The organism is Azotobacter beijerinckii (assembly GCF_900110885.1).
GTDB lineage: Bacteria > Pseudomonadota > Gammaproteobacteria > Pseudomonadales > Pseudomonadaceae > Azotobacter > Azotobacter beijerinckii.
The window spans coordinates 1-23053 of record NZ_FOFJ01000017.1 but is presented as its reverse complement, the minus strand read 5'-3'; the positions used below and the strand labels follow the sequence as shown (position 1 = coordinate 23053).

General features: G+C 62.4%; 20 protein-coding genes. 8 read left to right on the top strand and 12 right to left on the bottom strand.

The window, feature by feature from the left end; translation table 11 throughout:
- Positions 1-21: 21 nt before the first annotated feature.
- On the bottom strand, positions 22-789 hold the full coding sequence (locus BMY22_RS10685) for an aspartyl/asparaginyl beta-hydroxylase domain-containing protein (protein ID WP_090621839.1): 768 nt from the start codon (positions 787-789) through the stop codon (positions 22-24).
- 446 nt (positions 790-1235) lie between these two features.
- On the opposite strand from BMY22_RS10685, the gene BMY22_RS10680 reads away from it, so the two are divergent.
- The gene (locus tag BMY22_RS10680; protein WP_090621837.1) at positions 1236-2957 is read left to right on the top strand and encodes a hypothetical protein; all 1722 of its coding nucleotides are present in this window, start codon (positions 1236-1238) and stop codon (positions 2955-2957) included.
- 87 nt (positions 2958-3044) lie between these two features.
- Here the strand turns inward: BMY22_RS10680 and BMY22_RS10675 are convergent, their stop codons facing one another.
- From BMY22_RS10675 to lptF, 5 genes are all read right to left on the bottom strand, one after another.
- Entirely contained in the window at positions 3045-4004 is a 960-nt protein-coding gene (locus BMY22_RS10675; RefSeq protein WP_090621836.1) for a hypothetical protein, read from the bottom strand.
- Positions 4005-4013: 9 nt separating this feature from the next.
- Positions 4014-4985, bottom strand: a complete 972-nt coding sequence (locus BMY22_RS10670) for a diacylglycerol/lipid kinase family protein (RefSeq protein ID WP_090621834.1) — start codon at positions 4983-4985, stop codon at positions 4014-4016.
- Positions 4978-6018 (bottom strand): CDP-alcohol phosphatidyltransferase family protein, encoded by a 1041-nt coding sequence (locus tag BMY22_RS10665; RefSeq protein ID WP_244158848.1) that lies wholly within the window; start codon positions 6016-6018, stop codon positions 4978-4980. The genes BMY22_RS10670 and BMY22_RS10665 overlap by 8 nt, the downstream gene beginning before the upstream one ends.
- Before the next feature lie 351 nt (positions 6019-6369).
- Complete coding sequence (lptG, locus tag BMY22_RS10660) at positions 6370-7452, bottom strand: LPS export ABC transporter permease LptG (RefSeq protein WP_090621833.1); 1083 nt, start codon at positions 7450-7452, stop codon at positions 6370-6372.
- Positions 7449-8522 (bottom strand): LPS export ABC transporter permease LptF, encoded by a 1074-nt coding sequence (gene lptF / locus BMY22_RS10655; RefSeq protein ID WP_090621831.1) that lies wholly within the window; start codon positions 8520-8522, stop codon positions 7449-7451. The genes lptG and lptF overlap by 4 nt, the downstream gene beginning before the upstream one ends.
- A gap of 168 nt (positions 8523-8690) precedes the next feature.
- Here lptF and BMY22_RS10650 point away from each other — a divergent pair, with 168 nt between their 5' ends.
- Positions 8691-9470, top strand: coding sequence for a phosphocholine cytidylyltransferase family protein (locus BMY22_RS10650; RefSeq protein ID WP_244158847.1), 780 nt, complete (start codon positions 8691-8693; stop codon positions 9468-9470).
- Here BMY22_RS10650 and BMY22_RS10645 read toward each other — a convergent pair.
- Positions 9461-10291: a nucleotidyltransferase family protein gene (locus BMY22_RS10645; protein ID WP_090621830.1), complete on the bottom strand. Its 831-nt coding sequence runs from the start codon at positions 10289-10291 to the stop codon at positions 9461-9463. The two genes, BMY22_RS10650 and BMY22_RS10645, sit on opposite strands and share 10 nt — an antisense overlap.
- Entirely contained in the window at positions 10275-11429 is a 1155-nt protein-coding gene (locus BMY22_RS10640) for an N-acetyltransferase (protein WP_090621916.1), read from the bottom strand. Before BMY22_RS10640 ends, BMY22_RS10645 begins: the two co-directional genes overlap by 17 nt.
- A gap of 555 nt (positions 11430-11984) precedes the next feature.
- Here BMY22_RS10640 and BMY22_RS10635 point away from each other — a divergent pair.
- The 5 genes from BMY22_RS10635 to BMY22_RS10615 all read left to right on the top strand — a co-directional run bounded on the left by BMY22_RS10635 (position 11985) and on the right by BMY22_RS10615 (position 18099).
- Positions 11985-13730, top strand: a complete 1746-nt coding sequence (locus BMY22_RS10635; RefSeq protein ID WP_090621828.1) for a fatty acyl-AMP ligase — start codon at positions 11985-11987, stop codon at positions 13728-13730.
- A gap of 6 nt (positions 13731-13736) precedes the next feature.
- Positions 13737-14648 (top strand): NAD-dependent epimerase/dehydratase family protein, encoded by a 912-nt coding sequence (locus BMY22_RS10630; RefSeq protein WP_090621827.1) that lies wholly within the window; start codon positions 13737-13739, stop codon positions 14646-14648.
- A gap of 39 nt (positions 14649-14687) precedes the next feature.
- Entirely contained in the window at positions 14688-14951 is a 264-nt protein-coding gene (locus BMY22_RS10625; RefSeq protein ID WP_090621825.1) for an acyl carrier protein, read from the top strand.
- Positions 14935-16137, top strand: coding sequence for a serine palmitoyltransferase (spt, locus tag BMY22_RS10620; protein ID WP_167363728.1), 1203 nt, complete (start codon positions 14935-14937; stop codon positions 16135-16137). Before BMY22_RS10625 ends, spt begins: the two co-directional genes overlap by 17 nt.
- Before the next feature lie 75 nt (positions 16138-16212).
- Complete coding sequence (locus BMY22_RS10615; protein ID WP_244158846.1) at positions 16213-18099, top strand: ABC transporter ATP-binding protein; 1887 nt, start codon at positions 16213-16215, stop codon at positions 18097-18099.
- 214 nt (positions 18100-18313) lie between these two features.
- Here BMY22_RS10615 and rep read toward each other — a convergent pair whose 3' ends face one another.
- The 3 genes from rep to BMY22_RS10600 all read right to left on the bottom strand — a co-directional run bounded on the left by rep (position 18314) and on the right by BMY22_RS10600 (position 21630).
- A complete protein-coding gene (gene rep, locus BMY22_RS10610) occupies positions 18314-20323 on the bottom strand; it encodes a DNA helicase Rep (protein WP_090621824.1) in 2010 nt (669 codons plus the stop codon).
- Between the two features lie 107 nt (positions 20324-20430).
- Positions 20431-21159, bottom strand: coding sequence for a pirin family protein (locus tag BMY22_RS10605; protein WP_090621822.1), 729 nt, complete (start codon positions 21157-21159; stop codon positions 20431-20433).
- A 48-nt stretch (positions 21160-21207) separates the two neighbouring features.
- Positions 21208-21630, bottom strand: a complete 423-nt coding sequence (locus BMY22_RS10600) for a DoxX family protein (protein WP_090621821.1) — start codon at positions 21628-21630, stop codon at positions 21208-21210.
- A 115-nt stretch (positions 21631-21745) separates the two neighbouring features.
- Here BMY22_RS10600 and BMY22_RS10595 point away from each other — a divergent pair, with 115 nt between their 5' ends.
- Positions 21746-22627, top strand: coding sequence for a LysR family transcriptional regulator (locus BMY22_RS10595; RefSeq protein ID WP_090621819.1), 882 nt, complete (start codon positions 21746-21748; stop codon positions 22625-22627).
- 72 nt (positions 22628-22699) lie between these two features.
- Here the strand turns inward: BMY22_RS10595 and BMY22_RS10590 are convergent.
- Positions 22700-23053 (bottom strand): transposase (locus BMY22_RS10590; protein WP_167363727.1); only part of this gene is annotated, 354 nt, incomplete at its 5' end.

Sequence of the window (23053 nt, the reverse complement as noted above, 5' to 3'; positions counted from 1 at the left end):
GGCGAGCCGGTGCTGGAGTCCTTAGCGCTCCAGGCCCTCTTCCCAGGCACGGTGGTTGCGCCGCGCATCTTGGATGAAGGGCGACCAGCGAATGAGCTGGAGTACGAGCTTGTTGAAAATCCGCCCCGGCCAGGCCAGCGGTCGCTGTACGTCCAGGAACAGCACGACGCGCCTTTCGTCGGTCTCGTTCCAGACCTGATGGGGATAGGTGTCGTCGAAGACCATGCACTGGCCGGTCTCCCAATGGCGAACCTGGTCGCCCACCCGAATCCGGCACTTCTCCTTGTCCTTCGGCACTATCACGCCCAGATGGGCACGCAGCAGGCCGTTATAGGGGCCGCGGTGCTGCCGAATGGTCTTGCCGGGCTCCAGGATCGAAAAGAAGGCGGTGAACATCCCCGGAATCGACTCGACCAGCTTCGTCGTCTCGGGGCAGCGGGTGCAGTTGCCGTCCATCTTGTAGCCGTAGCCATAGAGGAAGAAGGTCTTCCACTGGTCGTCCTGGGTGAGGCTCACCTGATCCTTGGAGATGTCCTGGAAGTTCGGCAGCCGCTCGCGATCCTTCAGGACCAGTTCCACTTCCCGGAGGACGTTTTCCCAGTTGGCCTCCAGGGTGGGAATCCAGGGGAAGTGCTTGTTATCGAAGAACGGGGAGTCGCCGACGGTCGAGTAGCGCCGGATCACGTTCTCCAGGCGCTTGATGATCCACAGGCCGACGGCGACGCTGGGGCGATGCTTGCGTTTGCGCTTGGGCGCAGGAATCTCGCTGTGTTCTTGGGTCTTTTCCATGGGGTACCTCCTGCCAATATGTTGAATAAGACAACGGCCCATTCCCATCGCCGGCATCGGTTGGGTAGGGCTTGCGGGGTGTCGTCTGTATTAAGTGCCGGCAATAGCCAAGACAGGCTGATTAGCCCGGCAATCCAATCGGCAACATCTGCGGCGAAGGCGGGAATCTATGAGGCTTCTGGCTGGATCCCCGCTGGCCATGCTCCAAAAACGTCTCGGTGATGCGGGAAGATCTCTTGGGTGGATAAGTCACGAACACCGAAAGAGACCGAGGTCTCGGGACTTTCAGAGGGGCCCGGCAGCCGCAGGAGCGATGTATGCCAAGTTGGTGTATGTTCCACGTCTGTTTCCGGCCCGATAATAACAGGATTTGGAGAGGTTGCATGATGGCGGGGTGTAGGGGAGGCCGCCGTAGCCGATGGCCGCTGTCGCCGGCGCAGAGGCTGTTGATCGGTGCCGCGCTTTATGCGCTGGCGATGATCGTGGCGCAGCTTTCCGGGAGCGTGTTGATCTGGCACGGGGCTTCGCCTCTGGACGTGTCGGGCGATCTGGTCCTGCTGCTGGGGCTGGCGTTCGCGCTTTTCCAGGCGTTCTCCAACGGGGGCAACCCTCTGGTCCGCGACCATTGGTTCATGGGATGCGCGGGGATGCTGCTGATCGGGGGCAGCGAGATCGAGCAGGCGGATTTCTGGATCGTCATTCCCGTCTGGGCAATCGCCGCCGGCTTGCTGTTCCGCTGCGTCCTGCCCTATCTCACCGAGAGTTTCATCGAGAGGCTGATGTGGGCCGGTGCCGCCGCGCAGATCACCGCCCATGTGGCCTGGATCGTCAAGGACGGCTTTCTCGACGGACCCCACCCAGGACTGCAGAGAGTGACTGAGAGCGGCGAGCTGGTCGCCCTGCTCGCCTACGGCCTGTCTATGGTCCTGGCGCGTCTGTCGCACCTGGACGATCACGCGATCTGTCACGATCGGCTGCAGCGCTGGGCGAAGACGGCGGGCACGCCTGGATCGGGCGATCCGCTGGTCCGTCCCCGGATCTGCTTTTCCTATATCGCCCAGATCCACCAGATCCTTCATTCCCTGCCGATCGCGGTGGCCATGGCGCAGCGTTACCCGGACCTGGAGGTGCATATCGTCGGCTCGCGGCAGAACTTGCAATTCGCCCGCCGTCTGATTCGCGAGCGGGTCGGGCCGGTTGCGCTGCACTTCGATCAGTTGTACCGACCCTGGTCGGTCTGGACTCGCCACCGGGACGGAGCCGTCGGCAGCAAGAAGCGGGTCCTGCGGGCGAACCGCCTGTACTTTTCCGGGTTCGATGCGGTCGTCACGACCGAGCGCACCTCGCTCTATCTGCGCCAGATCTGTCCCGCGAGCTTGAAGCTGATCCGCACCAAGCACGGCGCCGGCGACCGTGCCGTGGCGTTCGCTCCGGAACTGGCGCTCTTCGATTTTCTGCTGATGCCCGGCGAAAAGGAGGCCCGCCGCCTGCTCGAACTGGGCTATGCGAAGCCTGGCCACTTCGTCTCCGGCATCTATGCCAAGCTCGACTGGATCGCCCGACAGAACGGCGAACGGCCCCGTCTGTTCGACAACGACCGGCCGACCGTGCTCTATAGCCCGCACTTCGAGGAAAGTCTTTCCTCCTGGCCGCTGATCGGCCGTCAGGTGCTTGACCATTTTGCCCGCAGCACCACTTACAACCTGATCTTCGCGCCGCACATCCGCCTGTTCGATGCGCCGACCCCGGCCAAGTACGAAGCTTTCCGCGAGTATCGGAAATACCCCCACATGCATATCGACTTGGGCAGCGACCGCTGCGTCGACATGACCTACACCCTGGCTGCCGACATCTACCTCGGCGACGTCAGCAGTCAGGTGGTCGAGTTCCTCACCCGGCCCCGGCCCTGCCTGTTCCTGAATCCGCGCAAGGTCGCCTGGCAGGAGGATCTGCATTATCGGTTCTGGCATCTCGGGCCGGTACTGACGGAGATCGACGACCTGGAGGCGGCCATCGACGGTGCGGTGCGTTCGCACCGGGACTTCGAGCAGCGCCAGCGCGACTACCTGCGGGACACCCTCGGTCTGGTCGAGCCGGGGCAGAGCGGCGCCCGGGGAGCCGAGGCGATTGTCGGTTATCTCGGGAAGGTGGCGGCGAGGGAGGGCTGAAGGCCGAGGGCGAGCCGTATCGCGCTCAGGCGGCCGCCCTGGCCGAACAGGTTCGGGGCTCGGAAATGTACCGATCGATAGCGGGCGCTAATGCAGGCGTCGTTCTTTCAGCAGTCGCCAGAGCAGCGGCCAGCCGAAGATCAAGGGAAAGCGGCGCAAGCGCGGCGTGATCTCGATGGGCTGGCCCAGGTGTCGTTCCAGCTTCCAGACGACGTAGTCGACGCCATTCTCGAAGGTGAAAAACGACTTTACTAGGCGCGCCACGTTCAATATTCGCCCCTGTACGCGTCTTAGCCGCCAGCGCCTTGCATTCTGCCGGCAGGCCGCGGGAGACAGGAGGTTGCGATAGGCGTCGGTTTCGCCGGCAATCGGCTCCATGCCGGCGATCGCCGGGACGGCGGCCTGGGTCAGGCGACGATAATGGGCGCTGTCGTGCCGAACCAGCTGGGTGGGGCGATCGGCTGCCTCCGGACGTAGCTCGGTGCCATAGCTCAGCGCCAGAGCCCGCTGCCAGAGGGTTTCGCTATCGAAGCGCTCCGGCTGGCAGGGCAGGGTCTGGCCGATGAGGGTCATGGCGGCACGGGCCAGGGCCCGATGGATTCGCTGCTCGACATGTTCGTCCCGGCGATAGACCAGGCGCGAAGGTTGAGCGAAGCGTCCCCACAGGTAGCTTTGAAACCAGCAGGCGGTACCCCGCTCGAGATCCCGCAGGGAAAGCACTGCGCATTTTGCCCGCAGGCTTCGGCCGCCCGTCGTGAGCGTCTGCAGGTGGATCACGTTGGGTGGCAGCCAGGCATTGGCCACGCGCAGCAGAAGGCTCGAATGCGCGGTCGAATAATCGTCGACGATCGCATAGAGATCGACCAGGCCTTCGGTCGGGTCGCCGCTGCGCAGGCAGGAGCCGTAGAACAGGACGGCGCTGAGGGCATCGCCGAAGCGGGCATGCACTTCGCGGCTGAGGGTGTGAAGCTCCTCGGCAACCGGCTGGGCGCATTGCTCGGCGACTTCGGCGAGCAGGGCCGTCGGAGGTGTAGGCAGGTTAAGCATCGGCTTGCCTCAAAAGGTCAGGAAGCGCAGCGGGGATGTGGCGGAAAGACGAATGGGTTCCTGAGCTTGGAACAGTTCTCCGTCGAGCATGAAATCGCCGGTTCCGCTCAGGCTCAGCGCGTTGAGATTGCGGCTGATGTAGCCGTCTTGCTCATGAGCGACTGCCGCGCCGCGCCCACACAACAGGGGCGGCAATACCCGGAGCAGGCGGCGGGGACGGTGCATGATGGCGGTGAAATGCACAGGGGCTTGCTCTGTGCCCCAATAGGGCCGGCAGCCGACCAGCAGCCTGTCCAAGGTCGAGGCCAGCACCAGCAACCAATCGCTCTTCCAGTCGCCGTCTGCCGCGCTCAGGTGGGCGGGCATCGCCGGCAGCAGCGGGTGCGGCTGGTTGCGGAGCAGCGAGAGCAGCAGGCGGCCGAAGGCCAGTGCCGGCCCTAGCACCCCGCGCAGACCGGTCGGGCGAATGTGTTGGTGGAAGTAGCGCACGCCGTTGAGGATGGCTCCTGCTCCGAAAAACATCCCGAACTGAGGCCCACGGCTGCTCTCGCTCTCGACACGCAGAACCGCGCGTTCCACGGTTTTCGGTGGCGCTCCCTCGCCTTGGAGCCATGCCGACAAGGCGCGCAAGGCGGCCTCGGGTTTCAAGCGTGCGCCAAAGTCGGCCGCGCTCATGTTGGTCGTGCCTCCAGGCACGACCAACAACCCGGGCAGGTCACCGGCCTGCTCCTGGAGGAGCGCAGTCAGCGCGGCCTGCAAGGTGCCGTCCCCGCCCATGACCACCAGCAGGTCCAGAGGTCCTGCGGCACGCCAGTCCCGCAGGGCCTGGGCAATGTCCTGTGGGCTGGATGCTTCCTGCAATTGCACCTCGGGCACCGAGGCGGCGATCCGGCGCAGTGCGGGCAGTCGACGCTGGACATGCCCGCTGCGGGGGTTCAGCAGGATCGCGACGCGAGACGGAATCGCTCGAGCGTCAGGCATCGTTCAGCCCGGAGCGCGGGGCGAACAGACGGACAATCGGGCGATGGCCCTCGGCCTGAAGGTCGATCTGGCTCAGCCACGGCTGCAGTTTTACTCCGCGCCGGCGCAAGACGACCCCCCAGAGCACCCGTGCTCCCAGGACCAGCGTCGACACGACCGTCCAAGCGGCGACCAGCAGCAAGCCTCCCTCGTTGGCGCCAGCCCACCAAGCCAGGGTCAAGAGCAGCAGATTGGGATTGCGGCGGGCGGTCACCAGTCGATTGAGGGAGTCGAAGGGGCGCCAGATGAACAAGGAGAAAGGCGCGGCGAACTTGAAGGCGACTTCGCACAGCCGTCCGGCGATATAGCCGATGAAAATGATCCAGGACACCGTGGCTAGGGAAATATCCGATGTCCAGGTCACCGCCAGCCCCATCCCCCAGGCGAGATACCAGAAGGGAGGATGCACGAGATCCAGTGCGTGGTCGAAGATATTGCCGAAGCGGGTCGAGGTGACCGTGACCCGCGCCAGTTTGCCGTCCACCGTATCCAGGAACGTCATGATCCAGCCGGCGATCAAGCCCAGGCCGAACTGTCCCTGCCAGAACCAATAGCCGGCGAGGAACGCCAGCACGTAGCTTGCGGCCGTGACCTGATTGGGGCTCAGCCCCAAGCGCACGCACCAGCCGGTGACCCAGCGCGCCGGTACCGGCCAGACGCCGCGCGTGATGAAGTCCGTGACACCTTTGTAGGCGCCGTTGAACAGGGACTTTTCAAGATGCTCGCGATTGGCTTCCGAGATACGGGCGACCCACGGTGGATCGAATTTGCGCAGTTGCTTTTGCAAGCCGGAGGCCACCGTCTCCGGGCGTACCGGCTGCAGGTTCTCGATCGCCGGACCTTCGAGCTGGGGCGTCCCCGCTAGATCCTCGGCCGAGACGTGTGCCGCGATGACGGTCCCGTCGCGAGGGTCCTGCAAGGCAACCCCCGGCGTGTCCAGGAGCCCTTGCAGCACTCGGTTGTCATACAGGTAATCCTCCCGCAGGAGCAGCACGCTCCCCTCTCCGGGCAAAGACTCATCCGGCCCGCACAGGCGGGCCTTGGGAAACTTTCCAAGCGTCCGCCGGAACCTTTCCCTGGAGGTCAATCCCCATAGGCGTACATTGCAGTTGCCCACAAGATGGACTTGTATCGTCATGGTCTTCATGCCTTAGCCTGATGGCCTGTGCGGTTGATTGTTAACTCAAGTCGGATGTCGGGGTTTCGAGACACGGCGCCACGATGGATCATGGCCGGACTGTGGCGAGGAGTCGGGTAGTGGATTTTGGGCGCGGGCATTGGCCAAGCGGGTCAACCAGGCCGGCCCGCGGCTGGCTGAAATAGTTTCGAGACGCCATGGATACGCTCAACGCGAACTCCGATCGAGTCGGCACACGATGACGATGGCTATGGCGAGCATGACGAGTGCCGGTAAAACCCCAACCAATAAGGCGTTCAGCTTGAACAGCAGACCAAGATTCACCAGGATCTGGTTGGTCACGTAGACCAGCAGCCCCACGACGGAGCCGAGTGCCAGTTTGCCGCCCAGTCCAGACGAGCGCGCCTGTCCGAACGTGAAGGGGACCGAGAAAAGGATCATCGCCAAGGTCAGAATCGGAACGCCCAGCTTCTGCCAGAAGGCCATTTCATATTGCGTCGCAGGCTGGCCCGTACCCTGCAAGAACAGCACATAGCGGCGAAGCTGCCGTGCCGAGAAACTTTCGGGAGGAAGGGATACCTCATCCAGCCGCGTGCTGGGAAGAATGGCGTGCCATGGCAACTGATCGAGCTGCTGGATGTTTTCTTCTTCGTCATTGACCCAGCGTTTCAGCCGTACGTTATGGAGCTGCCAGACTCCCTCGGGCTGGATATCGGCATATTCGGCGACGATATATTCCTGCAGGTGATCCTGGTCATCGAAGCTGAATATTTCTATCTGGCTGGGACGCCCCTGGCGCAGGCCGCCAATGCGGGCAACCTGCCCATCTTTGCGCGCCCATATGCTGCTTTCCTTGCTGCTGCCCTTCTCGGTCATGGCGATGGCTTTCGCCCGTATCTGTAGGGCTTTCTGTTGCAGAGGCGAAGCCAGAAACTCATCGACTGCCCCGAGGGCCAGCGCCAAGACCAAGCCGGCCATCAAGGTGGTGAACGCTATCCGGGTGGCGGAGACGCCCGCCGCTCGCAGGACGCTGAGTTCCTGCGTCAGGGAGAGCTGGCCGAGGGCTACGATGCCGCCTAACAGTGCGATGAAGGGGCCCAGCTCCACGGCGCGGCGAGGAACTGTCATCATCACGACCTGAAGCGCCTGAGCCAGCCGATAGCCTTCCTCGCTGACGTCGTCGAGTTCGCCGACGAGGTCCAGCGTGCTGAACAGGGGCAACAGCAAGGCTGCCGCGGCGAGGAACCCCAGAAAGACGTTGGCGAGAATGTATTTGTCGACGATCTTCATCTGGAGCGGAACCGGATGATCGCCAGATCTCGCATGATCAGGACGATCAGGACGAGTCCCATGAGAAGAGGGACCAGCCAGAGCCCGGGCATCAGGGGCAGGGTGCCATTTCCCACCAAGCTTTTACAGATATCGCCTGCATAGAAGACCGCGGCAAACACAGCCGTGATCGGCAACAAGGTGGCGAACCGACCCTGCCTCGGTGCGGTCCGGCTGAGCGGAATGGCGAGCAACGCCAGGATCAGCGTACTGAGTCCGCGGGAGTTGCGCCATTGCAGCTCCGCCTGGTCCGACAGGGCTGCGGAGGCCTTGAGTTCCGCACCCGAGGCTGCTTTTCTTCGAAAGTCCGCCTCCGACGCAATCGGGGAAAGGTGCATGGTCATCTGGTTGAACGATATCCGCTTGTCCTGCATTCCACTGTGCTGCAAGGAGTAGACGGTGCCGTGCACCAGCTCCACGACCGGATCTTCGGGGTTGGGGTCGGCGATCCGGGCCTCCTGAGAGCGGTACAGGCGGGTTCTCGTCTGTCCGGCATCGAAGATCAGTACGTCGCGGAGTCGTCCGGTTCGGTGATCGATGTGTTCTGCCAAGATCATTCGGCCGTTTTCTTTATTGACGTTGAAGCGCGCCGGCAGCAGGTGATTGATGTCCAGATCGGTCTTGGATTGCTGCTCGAGCTTGTAGGCATTGGCATAGGCCCATGGCCGCCCATGCATGGACAGAAACGCCACGGCAATGGCGATAGGGATCGCTAGAAAGGCTACCCCCTGATAGACCCGCAGGGGACTCATGCCAGAAGCGGCAATGGCGGTTATTTCCGTGTCGTGATACAGGCGTCCCAGACTCAGGGCCACCGACACATAAAGAGCCACGGGAATAAGTACTTCAAGTGCTATCAGAACCTTGTAATAGACGATGTCCAAGACGACATCGAGGGCTAGGCTGCCATTTGCGGCTTCTGCCAGATAACGCTGAGAAGAATAAGCGGCAAAGATGAAGATGAGGATCCCCACCATGACCAAGAGAGGCCGACAGGTTTCAGAAACAACATATCGCTCGATCAGAAGCATGAATTCTTGAACCTTCTGTGGTTCTAACCACGCGCCAGTCGCGCCATGCGCTCGAGTATGGAAGGGGCGCTATCCTAAACTATCCCAAAAGCGGTAGTCTATCCTAAAAAAACAGTTCTGCCGGGTCGATCAGAGACGATTGATTTTTTCATAGTAACAGGAGACAGCATGAGTTATTTCAAGCGGAGTGAGAGCCGTCGGGCCGTTATTCTGAGTGCAGGCCAAGGGCGGCGCCTTCTTCCTTTTACCGAAAACAGGCCCAAGTGTCTGATCGAGATCGCCGGTCAAAGTGTTATCGAGTGGCAGATAGATGGGTTGTTGGCTGCCGGTATACGGCATATCACTGTGGTGGTGGGATACGGGGCGGATCAGGTCGAGCGTGTGCTGGGCGAGCGCTATGGGGTGGGGACCATCTCGACGCTGTTCAATCCTTTCTTCGAGGTAGCGGACAACCTTGCAAGTTGCTGGATGGCCCGGCAGGCCATGCAGGATGAGTTCCTTCTCCTGAACGGGGATACCCTGTTCGACCTACCGGTTTTGCAGCGTCTGCTGGAGGCGCCGCCTCGGCCTATCACTCTCGCCATAGACAAAAAGACCAGCTATGACAGCGACGACATGAAGGTCTGCCTTGATGGTGACCGGCTGACGCGTGTCGGCAAGGTTCTGCCTTTGGTCCACATCGACGGTGAGTCCATTGGCATGATGTATTTCCAGCCGGAGGGTGCGGCGTTGTTCCGGCAGGCGCTCGAAGAGAACATGCGCAAGCCGGAAGCACTGCAGCGCTGGTATCTCAGCATCATCGACCAGTTGGCCCAGGCCACGGGAAAGGTTTTCGTGCAGTCGATCGAAGGGCTGAGCTGGGGGGAACTTGATTTCCCGGCAGACCTGGAGGCTGCCAAGGCCAAGGTTAGCCTCTGGAAGAGGCCGGTGGCAGTAGTTCAGGGCTGAGTGGTCTTCTCCGCAGCGTTCTGTGCCAGGATTTTTTCAACGAAGAGAAGATCTGCTGTGGAGTCGACATCAATGGCCGCTTCGGCAAAGGGCAAGACAACGGCGCCTATTTTCACGTCGAGCTGGCGTGACAGTCGGGCCAGCGCTTGCTCCAGCGTCAGGCGCCCCAGCAGGTAGCGGAGGGTGGCGATCGGGCCCAGCGCGCCGGTGATCACGCGCCAGGGGCGCTTGCGTTCCTGTTCCACTCTCCGCCAGAAAGAAGCGAGCTGCCGACCGCGCTCCGTCATGAAGGCAAACAGGTTGCATCCGCAGTAGGGGCCGCCACGCAGCTGTATGGCGGTTCGTCGCGTATCGGGAAAGCGGGTCTGCACGGTATCCAGGCGAGCGACACCGACGACAAAATCGCACCCACTTGCGAGTGCCTGCTCCAGAAAGTGATCCACAATGGCCGGGCTCAGAAGGGCGTGATCGGCCGTCGTCAGGAGTATTGGCTGCTGGGGGGGCTGTCTTTCCAGTCCGTGTGCGGCACTGGCGCTCGGCGAGCTGGCATTCTCCAGCCAGTCCAGTGCATTGCTGGTCAGTAGGTGCTCGATTTTTGCGTCCTTGCGAAGCATGGCCCGATCCGGGCCAACCAAGGTGATCTGGCCGATCGAGTGGCTCGTTTGCAGGGTCTCTATGACCCTGTGCACCATCGGCACTCCGCCGACCGGAGCGAGGGCTTTGCATTCGACGCCGGCTGCAGTCGCCACGACATCGCCCGAATGCCTGTCGGCCGCCAAGACCAGAGCGCCATAGCGCTTTGGCTCAAATTTGCTTTTCATAGACTCGATACCGCTTGTAAATGTATGCACCGATATGTTCGAGAATGTTGCGCATGCCACTGTTGCTTTCCAGAATCCAGGACATTTCAAGCGCTTCGAGCCCTCGTTTGACGAAGGGAGGCTTGAGGGCCTCGATCAGGCGCAATGCCAACACGGGGCCCAGGCGGCTGTGCTGATGAGTCTGGCGTACCCCCATCAGTGGGACGCGAGCTGTGCGGGGGGGCTGTACCTTCAGTCGCCATAGCAGGCGAAGCCAGCCAAAAGGAAATAAGCGTCCCTGCAAAGGGGCAATTGCCTCGTTGAGGTTGGGAAGTGCAACGATGAATGCGCTTGGTTCGCCGTCGACCTCGGCGATGTAGATCAGATCGTCCGGTACCAGCAGCTTGAGGTTTTTCCCGAGTTCTTCGAATTCGGCCTCGGTAAAGGGAACGAACCCCCAGTTCTTGGCCCAAGCGTCATTGAAGATGTCCCGCAGGAGCTGGATTTCTGCCTGGAAATGCTGGCGATCCAACGGCCTGATCCGCACGCGGTCATGCCAGCGATCCATCATGCGTCGCAGTGCGGGGGGGAAGTTCAATTCATCCGTGAGCATCCAGTAGGCCAGCAAATCCTTGGCCGGGCGGTAGCCCAGGGCTTCAACCCGGGCCCCATAGTAGGGCAGGCCATGCCCCATCATTGCTGAGGGGGGGCGATTAAACCCTTCGACCAGCAGGCCGCTTTCTTCGTTGATGGTCAGATTGAACGGGCCCGTTATCCGGCGTGCGCCCTGCTCAAGCAGCCAGCTTTCGGCCGTTGTCATGAGAATCTCGAAAACGGCGGGGTCGTCGACCGCTTCCAGCATGCCGAAGTGCCCTGTGTCCTGGCCGTGCAGTTGGCGATGCAGCGTATCCACCTGTGCGGTGATGCGTCCTACGGGGTCGGTCCCTGACCACGCGATCCAGGCTTGCCATTTGAGATGGGCAAATACGGGACTCTTCGATGAAAGATGTTCGCGGCGCTCAAGGTGGAGGGGTTCTATCCAGTGGGGATCGTTCCGGTGGAGCCTGCCCGGCAGGCGGATGAAGGTGTCGAGGTCGGCTTTGCTTAGTACCGGCCTGGTAACGAGCGATACATCTCCCTTGGAAAGAGGTCGATCCACACACAAGGTCCTCAATTTGTTTCGTTGTTCTCAATAGTACAGAGAATCGTCCCTCAAGGTCTAATGGCGGTTCGGCGGTTGGGTTGGTTAGCTATATTCACTGCTGATATGGGGGGAGGCGATGTTTTTTAACCATTTTTTCACGTTATTTTGACGAATATTTTATAGGTGTTTCGTTGATGATATAGTTGAATGGAATTTTTGCGTGTTGGGCTTGGGTTCGCCGTGCTGGAAAGCACGCTTCGGGCGTTTGCGGTTGACTGTCGATACAGCCCAGATGAGAGATTTTGTCAATTTTATTTTTTGCTGAGTTGGGTTATTGTGGATCGCATGAAAAACCACGTTGCGGTGCCTCTCTGCTTCTCCAGAGCGGGCTGCATGCTTCCATATCATTGTGTCTCGTCTAGGGGCCGTTTGACCGGCCAAAATGAACTACCCTGACAGAAATGGTAGCCAACCCCATGCTTTTCCTGCGATTTGGTACGCTGCAAGCTTCACTGAGCGGGCCGTTGCAGTGTTTAGCTGTTGCGCTGAAAAAAGCCAGGGACTGAACTGATGGCCAAGCTTTATATGTCTGCGACCCTTACCCGGCACGCTCTGCCTCAGCGAGTGGCAGATTTTTCGACACTGGCGGAGGCCCTTGATTACGCGGCGCGTGGGCATACCGGCCTGAACTTCTACGATGGCCGTTGCCGTCTGACAGCCGTCGTCCAGTATGCCGCTCTGAGAAGAGAAGCGTTGGCCGTGGCCAGGCGCCTTCATGGGCTTGGCCTGAGCAGAGGGGATCGGGTCGCCTTGATCGCCGATACCGAGCCGGGGTTCATGGAGGCCTTCTATGGCTGTCAATACGCTGGCTTCATACCAGTGCCGCTGCCCATTCCGTCAGGTCTGGGCGGCCATGCGTCGTATGTCGAAAAGCTCGGCGGTCTGCTGAAAAGCTGCGAGCCGACGGCCATCCTGGCCCCCTCGGAGTGGCTGCCGTTCGTACAGGAGGCTGCCGGCTCTTGCAATGCGCTATTCATCGGCTCGGTCAAGGAAATCAAGACTCAGGCGGCTCCGCCCGTGGAGCTGGAGCCTTCCCAACCGGATGACGTAGCCTACCTTCAGTACACTTCTGGAAGCACCCGTTTTCCCCGTGGTGTGGCCGTCACCCAACGGGCGGTAATGGCCAACCTGCAAGGCATGCTTCGAGACGGGCTTGGCGTGGGGCCGGGTGATCGTTGCGTCTCCTGGCTGCCGTTCTATCACGATATGGGGCTGGTGGGTTTCGTACTGAGTCCGATGGCGGCGCAGATGTCGGTGGACTATCTGCGAACCCAGGACTTCGCGATGCGGCCAAGGCAATGGCTCAATCTGATCAGCCAGAATCGAGGCACCATTGCCTTTGCCCCGCCCTTTGGCTATGACCTTTGCTCCCGGCGTGCCCGCGAGGGTGAGGTAACTCGTTTCGATCTTTCCAGCTGGCGTGTCGCGGGCATTGGTGCGGAACCGATTCGCGCCGAGGTGCTGGAGCGGTTTGCGGAGCAGTTCGCGCCGGCGGGCTTTGATCGCAATGCCTTCCTGCCCAGCTATGGCTTGGCAGAAAACACTTTGGGCGTCAGCTTCGCTCGCCGTGGTGTCGGGGTCCAGGTGGATCGGATTGATCGCTGGGCACTGGAGCATCGGTCGATGGCCATCCCTTTCAATGGAGAGGGAAGCAAAGCCAGTCTCTTCGTCAATTGTGGTGCAGTCCTTCCCGGGCACCAGCTCGAAATACGCGACGAGGCCGGACACCCCTTGCCGGAGCGTCAGGTCGGGCGGATAACCCTGCAGGGACCCAGCCTGATGTCGGGCTACTTCCGCGATGAGGAATCCACGCAAGCCCATATGGACGGCGACTGGCTCGATACCGGCGATCTCGGCTATCTGCATAACGGGGAGCTGTTCATTACCGGAAGGCAAAAGGATCTGCTGATTGTCCGGGGCCGAAACATCTGGCCGCAGGACGTCGAATACCTGGTCGAATCCCAGCCCGAGGTTCGCTCCGGCGACGTGATCGCTTTCCTGGTTCCGGCGGAGGCGGATCCACGGGTGGTGGTGCTGGTCCAGTGCCGTGCAACCGACCCGGAAAAACGGGAGAGTCTGGTTCGCACCCTGGCCGGGCTGATCAACGGCGAGTTCGGTTTTACGGCAACGGTTGAACTCGTTCCGCCGCATTCCCTTCCGCGGACCTCGTCGGGGAAGCCCTCGCGGGCTGAGGCACGCAAACGTTTTCTTGAGCAAATGCAGTCCGAATCCAGACTGCCGATGGCTTTCGGGTAGACCGTCATGGCACGGATTGTTGCCCTGACGGGAGCGACCGGCTTCATCGGGGGAGTGCTGGTGCGGCGCTTGCTCGAGTCGGGCGTCCGGCTGCGTGCCTTGAGTCGTAGCCAGGCCCGCTGTGCGGGAGGCATCGAGTGGGTGCAGGGCGCGCTGGAGGATGGCGATGCGCTGGCAAGGCTGGTCGCCGGTGCAGATACGGTTATTCATTGCGCCGGAGCGGTGCGCGGTAGCTCTCCCGAGTATTTCAATCGGATTAATGTCGACGGCAGTCGGCGCCTGGTCGAGGCCGCGCGCCGTAGCGGTAGCTGCGAGCGTTTTCTATTGATGTCTTCGCTGGCTGCGCGGCATCCGGATCTGTCTTGGTATGCCGCCTCGAAGCTTGAAGCTGAGCGTCAAGTGAAGCAAGCGGCCGGAGACATTGCCGTGACGGTCTTCAGGCCTACTGCGGTATACGGGCCCGGTGATCGAGAAATGCGGCCCCTGTTCGAATGGCTACTTCGCGGATGGCTGTTCACCTTGGGGCAGAGCAATGCGCGGCTCACCTTGCTTCACGTAGAGGATCTGGCCCGCGCCGTGTTGCAGTGGCTGATGGCGCCGGTGGCGCCTTCGGCCACCTATGAGTTGAACGATTGCCAGAGGGACGGGTACGACTGGAGGGGCATTGCAGCCATTGCCGCAGAGATTCGGAATGCTCCGGTGCGTCAGATTGTTATCCCGGCACCCTTGTTGAAAGCTCTCGCACAAGTCAATCTCTCTATCTCGTATCTGACTCGCCGTGCTCCCATGTTGACCCCTGCGAAGGTGTGTGAATTAACGCATCCTGATTGGTCCTGCAGCAACGATTCCATTCAGGCGGCATTGGGGTGGGAGCCATGCATCCTGTTGGGAAGAGCCTTGCAGGAACATTGGTTCTAGCCCGGCGAAAGGCAAATCTAGGAGCCAAGGGATCTACCCATGATTTCCCAAGAAAAAATACTGGAACGGCTGTTTTTCTATCTGAATCGCTTGGCTCCGCCCGGAGCCTCGATCCACCCGGATATCGATCTGATACAGGAACTTGGCCTGGACTCCGTCAAGGTCATGGACTTGGTGATGGAGCTCGAGGATGAATTCGATCTTTCCATCCCCTTGAACATATTGACGGACGTGCATACGCCAACCCAGTTGGCGCAAGCAGTCTTTTCGCTGATGGAGCATGCCGATGGCGTTGTTCGATAAATTCGGGAAACTGGCACAGGAGCGTGCTGCTCTGGTCCAGGCCGGGCTCAATCCGTTCGGCACCCGCATCGACGAGGTTTTCTCACCCACCGAGGGCCGCATCGGCGAGTGGCGGGTGGTCTTGGCCGGAACCAACAACTACTTGGGACTGACCTTCGACCCGGAGTGCATCGAGGCGGCACGGCAAGCGCTAGAACATGAAGGAACGGGCACTACCGGCTCGCGCATGGCGAGTGGCAGCTATGGCAGCCATGTGGCGTTGGAAGCCGAATTGGCCGACTTTTTCGGGCGACGTTCGGCCATCGTTTTCTCGACGGGGTATCTGGCAAACCTGGGGGTCATCAGTACTCTGGCAGGACCGGGCGATATCGTGCTGCTCGATGCGGACTGCCATGCCAGCATCTACGACGCTTGCAAGCTGGGCGGTGCCCAGGTCATCCGTTTTCGCCATAACGATGTCGCTGATTTAGAGCGCCGCATGCTGCGGCTGGGGGAACCGGCTCGAAACGCTCTCATCTTGGTGGAAGGCATTTACAGCATGCTGGGCGACCAAGCGCCGCTGAAGGAGATCGTTGAGGTCAAGCGGCGCTTGGGCGGATATCTGCTCGTCGACGAGGCGCACTCCGTCGGGGTGCTGGGGGCTCATGGCCGGGGTCTGGCAGAGGAGCTTGGCGTCGAGTCGGACGTGGATATCGTGCTGGGCACCTTCAGCAAGAGTCTGGGGGCGATAGGCGGCTTCGCAGTCAGTCATCACCCGGAAATGGAACTGCTGCGCTATGCGAGCCGCCCGTATATCTTCACGGCCTCGTCATCGCCGTCCTCCATTGCATCGGTGCGTGCCGCCTTGCGGACCATGAGGGCCCGACCGGAGTTGCGCGAACGTCTCTGGTCCAATGCCCGACGGCTCTACCAAGGGTTGGCGGGGCTGGGGTACCGGGTCGGTCCGCAGCCCAGCCCCGTCGTCCCCGTCCTGCTGGGATCCTCCGAGGAGGGTGTGGCCTTCTGGCAACGCCTTGTCGAGCATGGCGTATATGTGAATCTGGTGCCCCCTCTCGCGGCACCGGGCGGTCAGGCACTGGTTCGTTGCAGTGTCAGTGCTGCGCATACGCCCGAGCAGATCGACCATATCATCCAGGCCTTTGCCTCGTTGCGTGCCTCTTTCGATGGGGTCATTGCCAAGGCCTGATTGTTCGGCCCGATCCGTCGGCCGAACGCGAGCCACGTCAGCTCGTTCCATTCAAGGTCGCTCCTGCCGTTACACTTGGCCAATGCCGACGATTTCATGGCGGTCGAGTCTGCCTGGCAGCGCACCGCTCAACCAGCAACGGGCTTTTCCGGGGGAGGCCGATGTTGTCTGGCCTTGCCCTGGATTCCCTGCTTTCTCCCTGAATGGATAGCCATGCGTATTCTTGTTGCCTTTGGTCGAGCTTATCCGACGCGTACAGCGCTGATGCTGATCAGTCTGCTCCTGGCCGGCCTCGCGGAAGGCGTCGGTCTGACCACCATGCTGCCCCTGTTGTCGGTGGCGCTGGGTGATCAACACCACTCGGCGTTTTCGCTCAAGATCATCGAGATCCTGCACCAAGTCGGCCTGGAGCCGACCGTCACGACCATGCTGATCGTGATTGTGTTTGGAATGGTGCTCAGCAGCGTACTGATCCTGCTGGGCAACCGCCAGGTAGGCTATACCGTGGCGCATGTCGCCACGGATTTGCGTGTCGACTTGATTCGGGCCTTGCTGGGAAGTCGCTGGGAATATTATCTGCGCCAACCCACGGGCGCGCTGGCCAATGCCGTCGCCACCGAAGCCTACCGGGCCTCTACCGGGTATGAGCATGCCGCCAATATGGTGGCCTTGCTCATCCAGGCCATGGTTTATATGGTCATAGCCCTGTTCGTGTCCTGGCAGGCTGCCATCCTCTCCTTGGTCTTGGGGTTCTTCCTACTGCTGGCCTTGCAGAAGATGGTGAAAACCTCGCGTCATGCAGGTAAAAGCCAAACCCGTTTGATGCGTGAACTGCTTGCGCACCTGACCGACACGCTGGGCTCGGTCAAGCCACTCAAGGCCATGGCCCGCGAAGATATCGCCGACTCGCTGCTGAGAAGCCAGGCTGCCGAGCTGAACAAGGCGATGGAGCGTGAGGTGATGAGCCGCGAGACCCTCAGGGCCTTGCAGGAGCCGATGCTGGCGATTCTCGCTGCAGTGGGGCTCTATGTGGGGCTGATTGTGTGGAAGCTGCCATTATCGTCCGTGATGATTCTGATTTTTCTGGTCGTAAGGGTATTGGGTCTGTTGCACAAGACCGTGCAGCGCTACCACCGCATGGCTGCCCAGGAAAGTGCCTACTGGGCGCTTCGGGAGTCGATCGATACCGCGGTGGCCGATGCCGAACCTAGTGGTGGCGATCATGCTCCCACTTTGCAGGACGCCATTGCTTTCGAGGGCGTGTCCTTCAGTTACGGCAGCCGGCAGATTCTCGATGCCATCAATTTGACGATCCCCGCGGGAACCTTTACCAGCCTGATCGGCTCCTCGGGGGCAGGGAAAACGACCATCCTCGATCTGGTCTGCGTGCTGTTGGCACCGCAATCCGGAAGCATATTGGTCGATGGCGTCCCCATCGAGGAGCTGGACCGGCAGCGCTGGCGGCAGCTCATTGGCTATGTTCCCCAGGAAACCCTGCTGCTTCACGACAGCATTCTGTCCAATGTGACCCTGGGGGATCCTGCACTGACGGCCATGGATGCAGAGCGCGCCCTTAAACAGGCGGGCGCCTGGGAGTTTGTGGAAAGGTCGCCCGACGGCATGCAGATGATCGTTGGGGAGCGGGGGGGCAAGCTGTCCGGTGGCCAGCGCCAGCGTATCGTGATCGCCCGGGCGTTGGCTCACAATCCTCGATTGTTGATCCTGGATGAAGCGACCAGCGCATTGGACCCGGAGACAGAAGAGGCCATCAGCCAGACGCTGAAGGATCTGACCCCGGAAATTACCATCATTGCTGTTTCGCACCGGCCTGCACTGATCAATGTCGCCGATCAGGTATATCGCTTACATGACGGGAAGCTTTCACGCGTCGAGAGTGTCAGCAATATGGATATGTCCAACGGTGTTCCTATCAAACCGAACATCGGTACTCTATTGAGCTGATGTCTCTGCTCGCTGCCAAGACGGGACAGAAAACCACAGAAACGACAAAGGCTCGCAGCGCTGCGAGCCTTTGTCGTTGTATGGCCTGATGCCGAGAGTCGAAGAGTGCCATGAGTGAACCGCCCCGGAGCCGAGCGCTTGCGCGCACTTTCGGTTTCCTCGGGCGGTCAGCCTTGAGCGCGGCGGTCGGCGAGGCTCCTGCTGGCAGGCGACTTCAGCGCTTGAGCATCGCCCGAATATCCGCCAGCGCATTCTTTCCGCGGGCTGCCTTGGCCTCCACCGGCGCATCCTCCTGGCCTTCCCAGGCCAGGTCGTCCTGGGGCAGTTCGGCGAGGAAACGGCTGGGCGCGCAGTCGATGATCTCGCCGTACTGCTTGCGCTTGGCGGCGAAGGTCAGCACTAGGTTCTGCCGGGCGCGGGTGATGCCGACGTAGGCCAGGCGGCGTTCTTCCTCGATGGTGTCGGCCTCGATGCTGGAGCGGTGGGGAAGGATTTCCTCCTCCACGCCGATGATGAACACGTGGGGGAACTCCAGGCCCTTGGAGGCGTGCAGGGTGAGCATCTGCACGCCCTCGGCGCCTTCTTCCTCTTCCTGCTGGCGTTCCAGCATGTCGCGCAGCACCAGTTTGCCGATGGCCTCCTCGATGGTCATCTCGCCGTCCTCGTCCTTTTCGAGGGTGTTCTTCAGCGCCTCGACGAGGAACCAGACATTGCCCATACGCACCTCGGCGACCTTGTCGCTGGAGGCGTTCTGCCTGAGCCAGTTCTCGTAGTCGAGGTCCATCACCATGCTGCGCAGGGCGGCGATCGGATCATTCTGCGCGCACTGCTGGCGCACGCCGTCCATCCAGCGGGTAAAGCGCGCCAGGCGCTCGCAGTAGCGGCCGTCGAGGTGCTGGGCGAGGCCCAGCTCGCCGGCGGCCTCATACAGCGAGAGGTTGCGCTCGCCGGCGTAGTGGCTGAGCTTTTCCAGGGTCGCCGAGCCGATTTCCCGGCGCGGCACGTTGATCACCCGCAGGAAGGCGTTGTCGTCGTCCGGGTTGACCAGCAGGCGGAAGTAGCTCATCAGGTCCTTCACCTCCTGGCGGGCGAAGAAGCTGGTGCCGCCGGAGAGGCGGTAGGGGATCTGGTGGTGCTGCAGCTTGAGCTCCATCAGCCGCGACTGGTAGTTGCCGCGGTAGAGGATGGCGAAGTCGCTGTAGGGCCGGCCGGTCTTCAGGTGCAGGGTGAGGATCTCCATGGCCACCCGCTCGGCCTCGGTTTCCTCGTTGCGGCAGCGGATCACGCGGATCTCGTCGCCGTGGCCCATCTCGCTCCACAGCTGTTTATCGAACACGTGGGGATTGTTGGCGATCAGCACGTTGGCGCATTTCAGGATGCGGCTGGTCGAGCGGTAGTTCTGCTCGAGCATCACCACCTTCAGCGAGGGGTAGTCCTCCTTCAGCTGCATCAGGTTTTCCGGACGCGCGCCGCGCCAGGCGTAGATCGACTGGTCGTCGTCGCCGACCACGGTGAACTGGTGGCGCATGCCGACCAGCAGCTTCACCAGGAGGTACTGGCTGGCGTTGGTGTCCTGGTATTCGTCGACCAGGAGGTAGCGGATGCGGTTCTGCCACTTCTCGAGGAGGTCCGGGTGCTCCTGGAACAGCTTCACCGGCAGCAGGATCAGGTCGTCGAAGTCGACCGCGTTGTAGGCCTTGAGGGTGCGCTGGTAGTGCAGGTAGACGACGGCGGCGGTCTGCTCCTTGGGCGTGCGCGCCTTGTCGAGCGCCTCCTGGGGGAGGATCAGGTCGTTCTTCCAGGTGCCGATGTAGTTCTTGATCTCGTCGACGCCGTCGTCCCCGGCATATTCCTTCTGCATGATGTCGGTCAGCAGGGCCTTGATGTCGCCCTCGTCGAAGATCGAGAAGCCGGGTTTGTAGCCGAGCCGCGCATGTTCCTTGCGGATGATGTTGAGGCCGAGGTTATGGAAGGTGGAGACGGTCAGGCCCTTGCCCTCGGCGCCGCGCAGGAGCGTGCCGACGCGCTCCTTCATCTCGCGGGCGGCCTTGTTGGTGAAGGTCATGGCGACGATGTGCCGGGCCTGGATGCCGCACTGCTGAATCAGGTAGGCGATCTTGCGGGTGATCACGCTGGTCTTGCCGGAACCGGCGCCGGCGAGCACCAGGAGCGGGCCGCCGACGTAGGTCACGGCTTCCTGTTGGCGCGGGTTGAGTCGGGACATGGCGGACCTCGCGGGACGGGACGGCCGGGCATTCTAGCAGCCCCGGCCGGCGTCTTTTCAGCGGGCTTCGCCCCGCTGATCCGGTGGTACCCCGTGCCCGCCGCCGTTCACGGCATCCGCGGCAGCTCGTGCGGGCGCAGGTCGAAGACCAGCACCTCGGCCTGCTCGCCGTCGGCGAATTCCAGCCGCTCGGCGCGGCGGACGCGCAGGCCGTCGCCGGCCTCCAGGCGCTGGCCGTTGACGCTCAGCGCGCCGCGCGCCAGGTGCACGTAGGCGTGGCGCTGCCCGCCGAGCTCCAGGCTGCCCCGTTCCGCGCCGTCGAACCGTCCGGCGTAGACCCGGGCGTCCTGGTGGAGGCGCAGCGAGCCCCGCTCGCCGTCCGGCGAGAGGATCAGCTGCAGCCGGCCGCGCTTGTCCGCGGCGGCGAAGCGCTGCTGTTGATAGCCCGGCGTCACGCCCCGGACGGCCGGGACGATCCAGATCTGCAGGAAATGCACCGGCTCGCGGGGCGAGGCGTTGTACTCGCTGTGGGCGATGCCGGTGCCGGCGCTCATCAGCTGGACGTCGCCCGGGCGGATCAGCGAACCGTTGCCCAGGCTGTCCTGGTGCTGGAGGGTGCCGTCGAGCACGTAGGAGAGGATCTCCATGTCCCGGTGCGGATGGCGGCCGAAGCCCTGGCCGGGGGCGACGCGGTCGTCGTTGATCACCAGGAGGTCGGAGAAACCGACCTGTTCGGGGTCGTGGTAGTCGGCGAAGGAGAAGCTGTGGCGGGATTGCAGCCAGCCGTGGTCGGCCTGGCCGCGCTCGCTGGAGCGGCGCAGTTCGTGGGTGTGCATGGCGGATTCCTCGGTCGGTGCGGCCCGGCCGGAGCCGGGCGGGAAATTTCAGGCGTGGGCGGTGCGGCGGCTGCGGTAGGCATCCAGGCTCAGGGCGCCGGCGCCGAAGGCGGCCACCTGCAGCAGCCCGCCGGCGATCGCCAGGTTCTTCAGGAAGTGGATGAACTGGTTCTGGTCGCCGAGCTGGTTGTGGAAGGCCAGGGCCGTCGCCAGGGTGAAGCCGGCCATCACGGTGGCGACCAGGCGGGTGCGGTAGCCGACCAGCAGCGCCGTGGCGAAGCCCAGCTCGATCAGCAGCGCGGCCGCCAGGGCCAGGCTGGGGAAGGGCATGCCAGTGCTGCCGATGTAGCCGAGGGTGGCGGCCGGGGCGGCGGCCTTGCCCAGGCCGCTGACGATGAACAGCGAGCTGAGCAGGGCGCGGCCGGCGAAGGCGCTGGCGGTGTGGATGGCGGTCGGGGTCGAAAGGGTCATGTCCATGTCTCCGGGTCGGTGGGGGCAATGTCGTGTGCCGTGAGTACAGACTAGTGTCTCCTTCCGATTCGATTAAGATGCCTGAAAGCGCAATATCGTCTACTCAGGAGTGACAATGAACCAGCTCGAGGACATGCGCCTGTTCGTCGCCGTGGTGGACGGCGGAAGTTTCACCGCCGCGGCCGAAGCGCTGGGGCTGTCCAAGCAGTTCGTCAGCCGCCGGCTGATGGGCCTGGAAGCGCGGCTGGGCGTGCGCCTGCTCAACCGCTCGACCCGCCGGCTCGCCGTCACCCCGCTGGGACTGCTCTACTGCGAGCGGGTCCGGCAGATCCTCGACGACGTGGAGGCGGCCGAGCAGGCCATCCTGCAGCTGCGGGCGACGCCGCGGGGCACGCTGCGCCTGTCGGCGCCGATGTCCTTCGGCACCCTGCATCTCGGGCGCCTGCTGCCGGGCTTTCTCGAACGCTACCCGGAGGTCGCCGTCGAGCTGGAGCTGAGCGACCGTCGGGTCGACCTGCTCGAGGAGGGCTACGACATGGCGGTGCGCATCGGCGAACTCGCCGACTCCACGCTGATCGCCCGCGCCCTGGCTCCGCAGCAGATGGTCACCTGCGCCAGCCCCGCCTATCTCGCTCGCCGCGGTGCGCCGCAGACGCCGGCGGAGCTGCGCGAGCACGACTGCCTGCTCTACGGCCACGGCAAGGCAGTGGAGTGGAGCTACTGGCGCGACGGGCGTCCCGAGCGCGTCGGCGTGCGCGGCCGCTACCGGGTCAACAACGGCGAGCTGGTGCGCGACGCCGCCCTCGCCGGGCTCGGCCTCGCCTGGCTGCCGACCTTCATCGTCGGCCTGGAGCTGGCCGCGGGCGCGCTGCTGCCGGTGCTCGAAGCCTTCCAGGGGCCGCCGACAAAGGTCTACGCGGTCTATCCGCAGCATCGCCAGTCCTCGGCGCTGATTCGCGCCTTCACCGACTACCTGCACGAGGCCTTGAATCGGTGACCGGGGCTCGATCAAGACCGTTCCACAGCGCTGTATCCTGTTGTCGGGGGTAGTGGCTAGAGCATTTTCACTTTATTCAGAATCATAGCCGGCCGCTTTGAAGTAGTGCCTGCAGTCGTCCGCTGAGAGTTGCCCGATCGCCTCGCCAATGCTCTGCCACAGTTCGGGCAGCGTCCGCGCCGCCGCCTTTCTCAGCAGCGCCTTGAGCTTGGAGAAGGCCATCTCGATCGGGTTCAGATCGGGACTATAGGGTGGCAGGTAGCGCAGGGTGGCTCCTGCGCCTTCGATGGCCCGACGTACCCCCGCGACCTTGTGGGCCGGCAGGTTGTCCATCACCACAAGGTCGCGGGCCGTCAGCTCGGGAACCAGAACCTGCTCGACATAGGCCAGGAAGGCCGGGCCGTTCATCGCGCCATCGAGGATCAG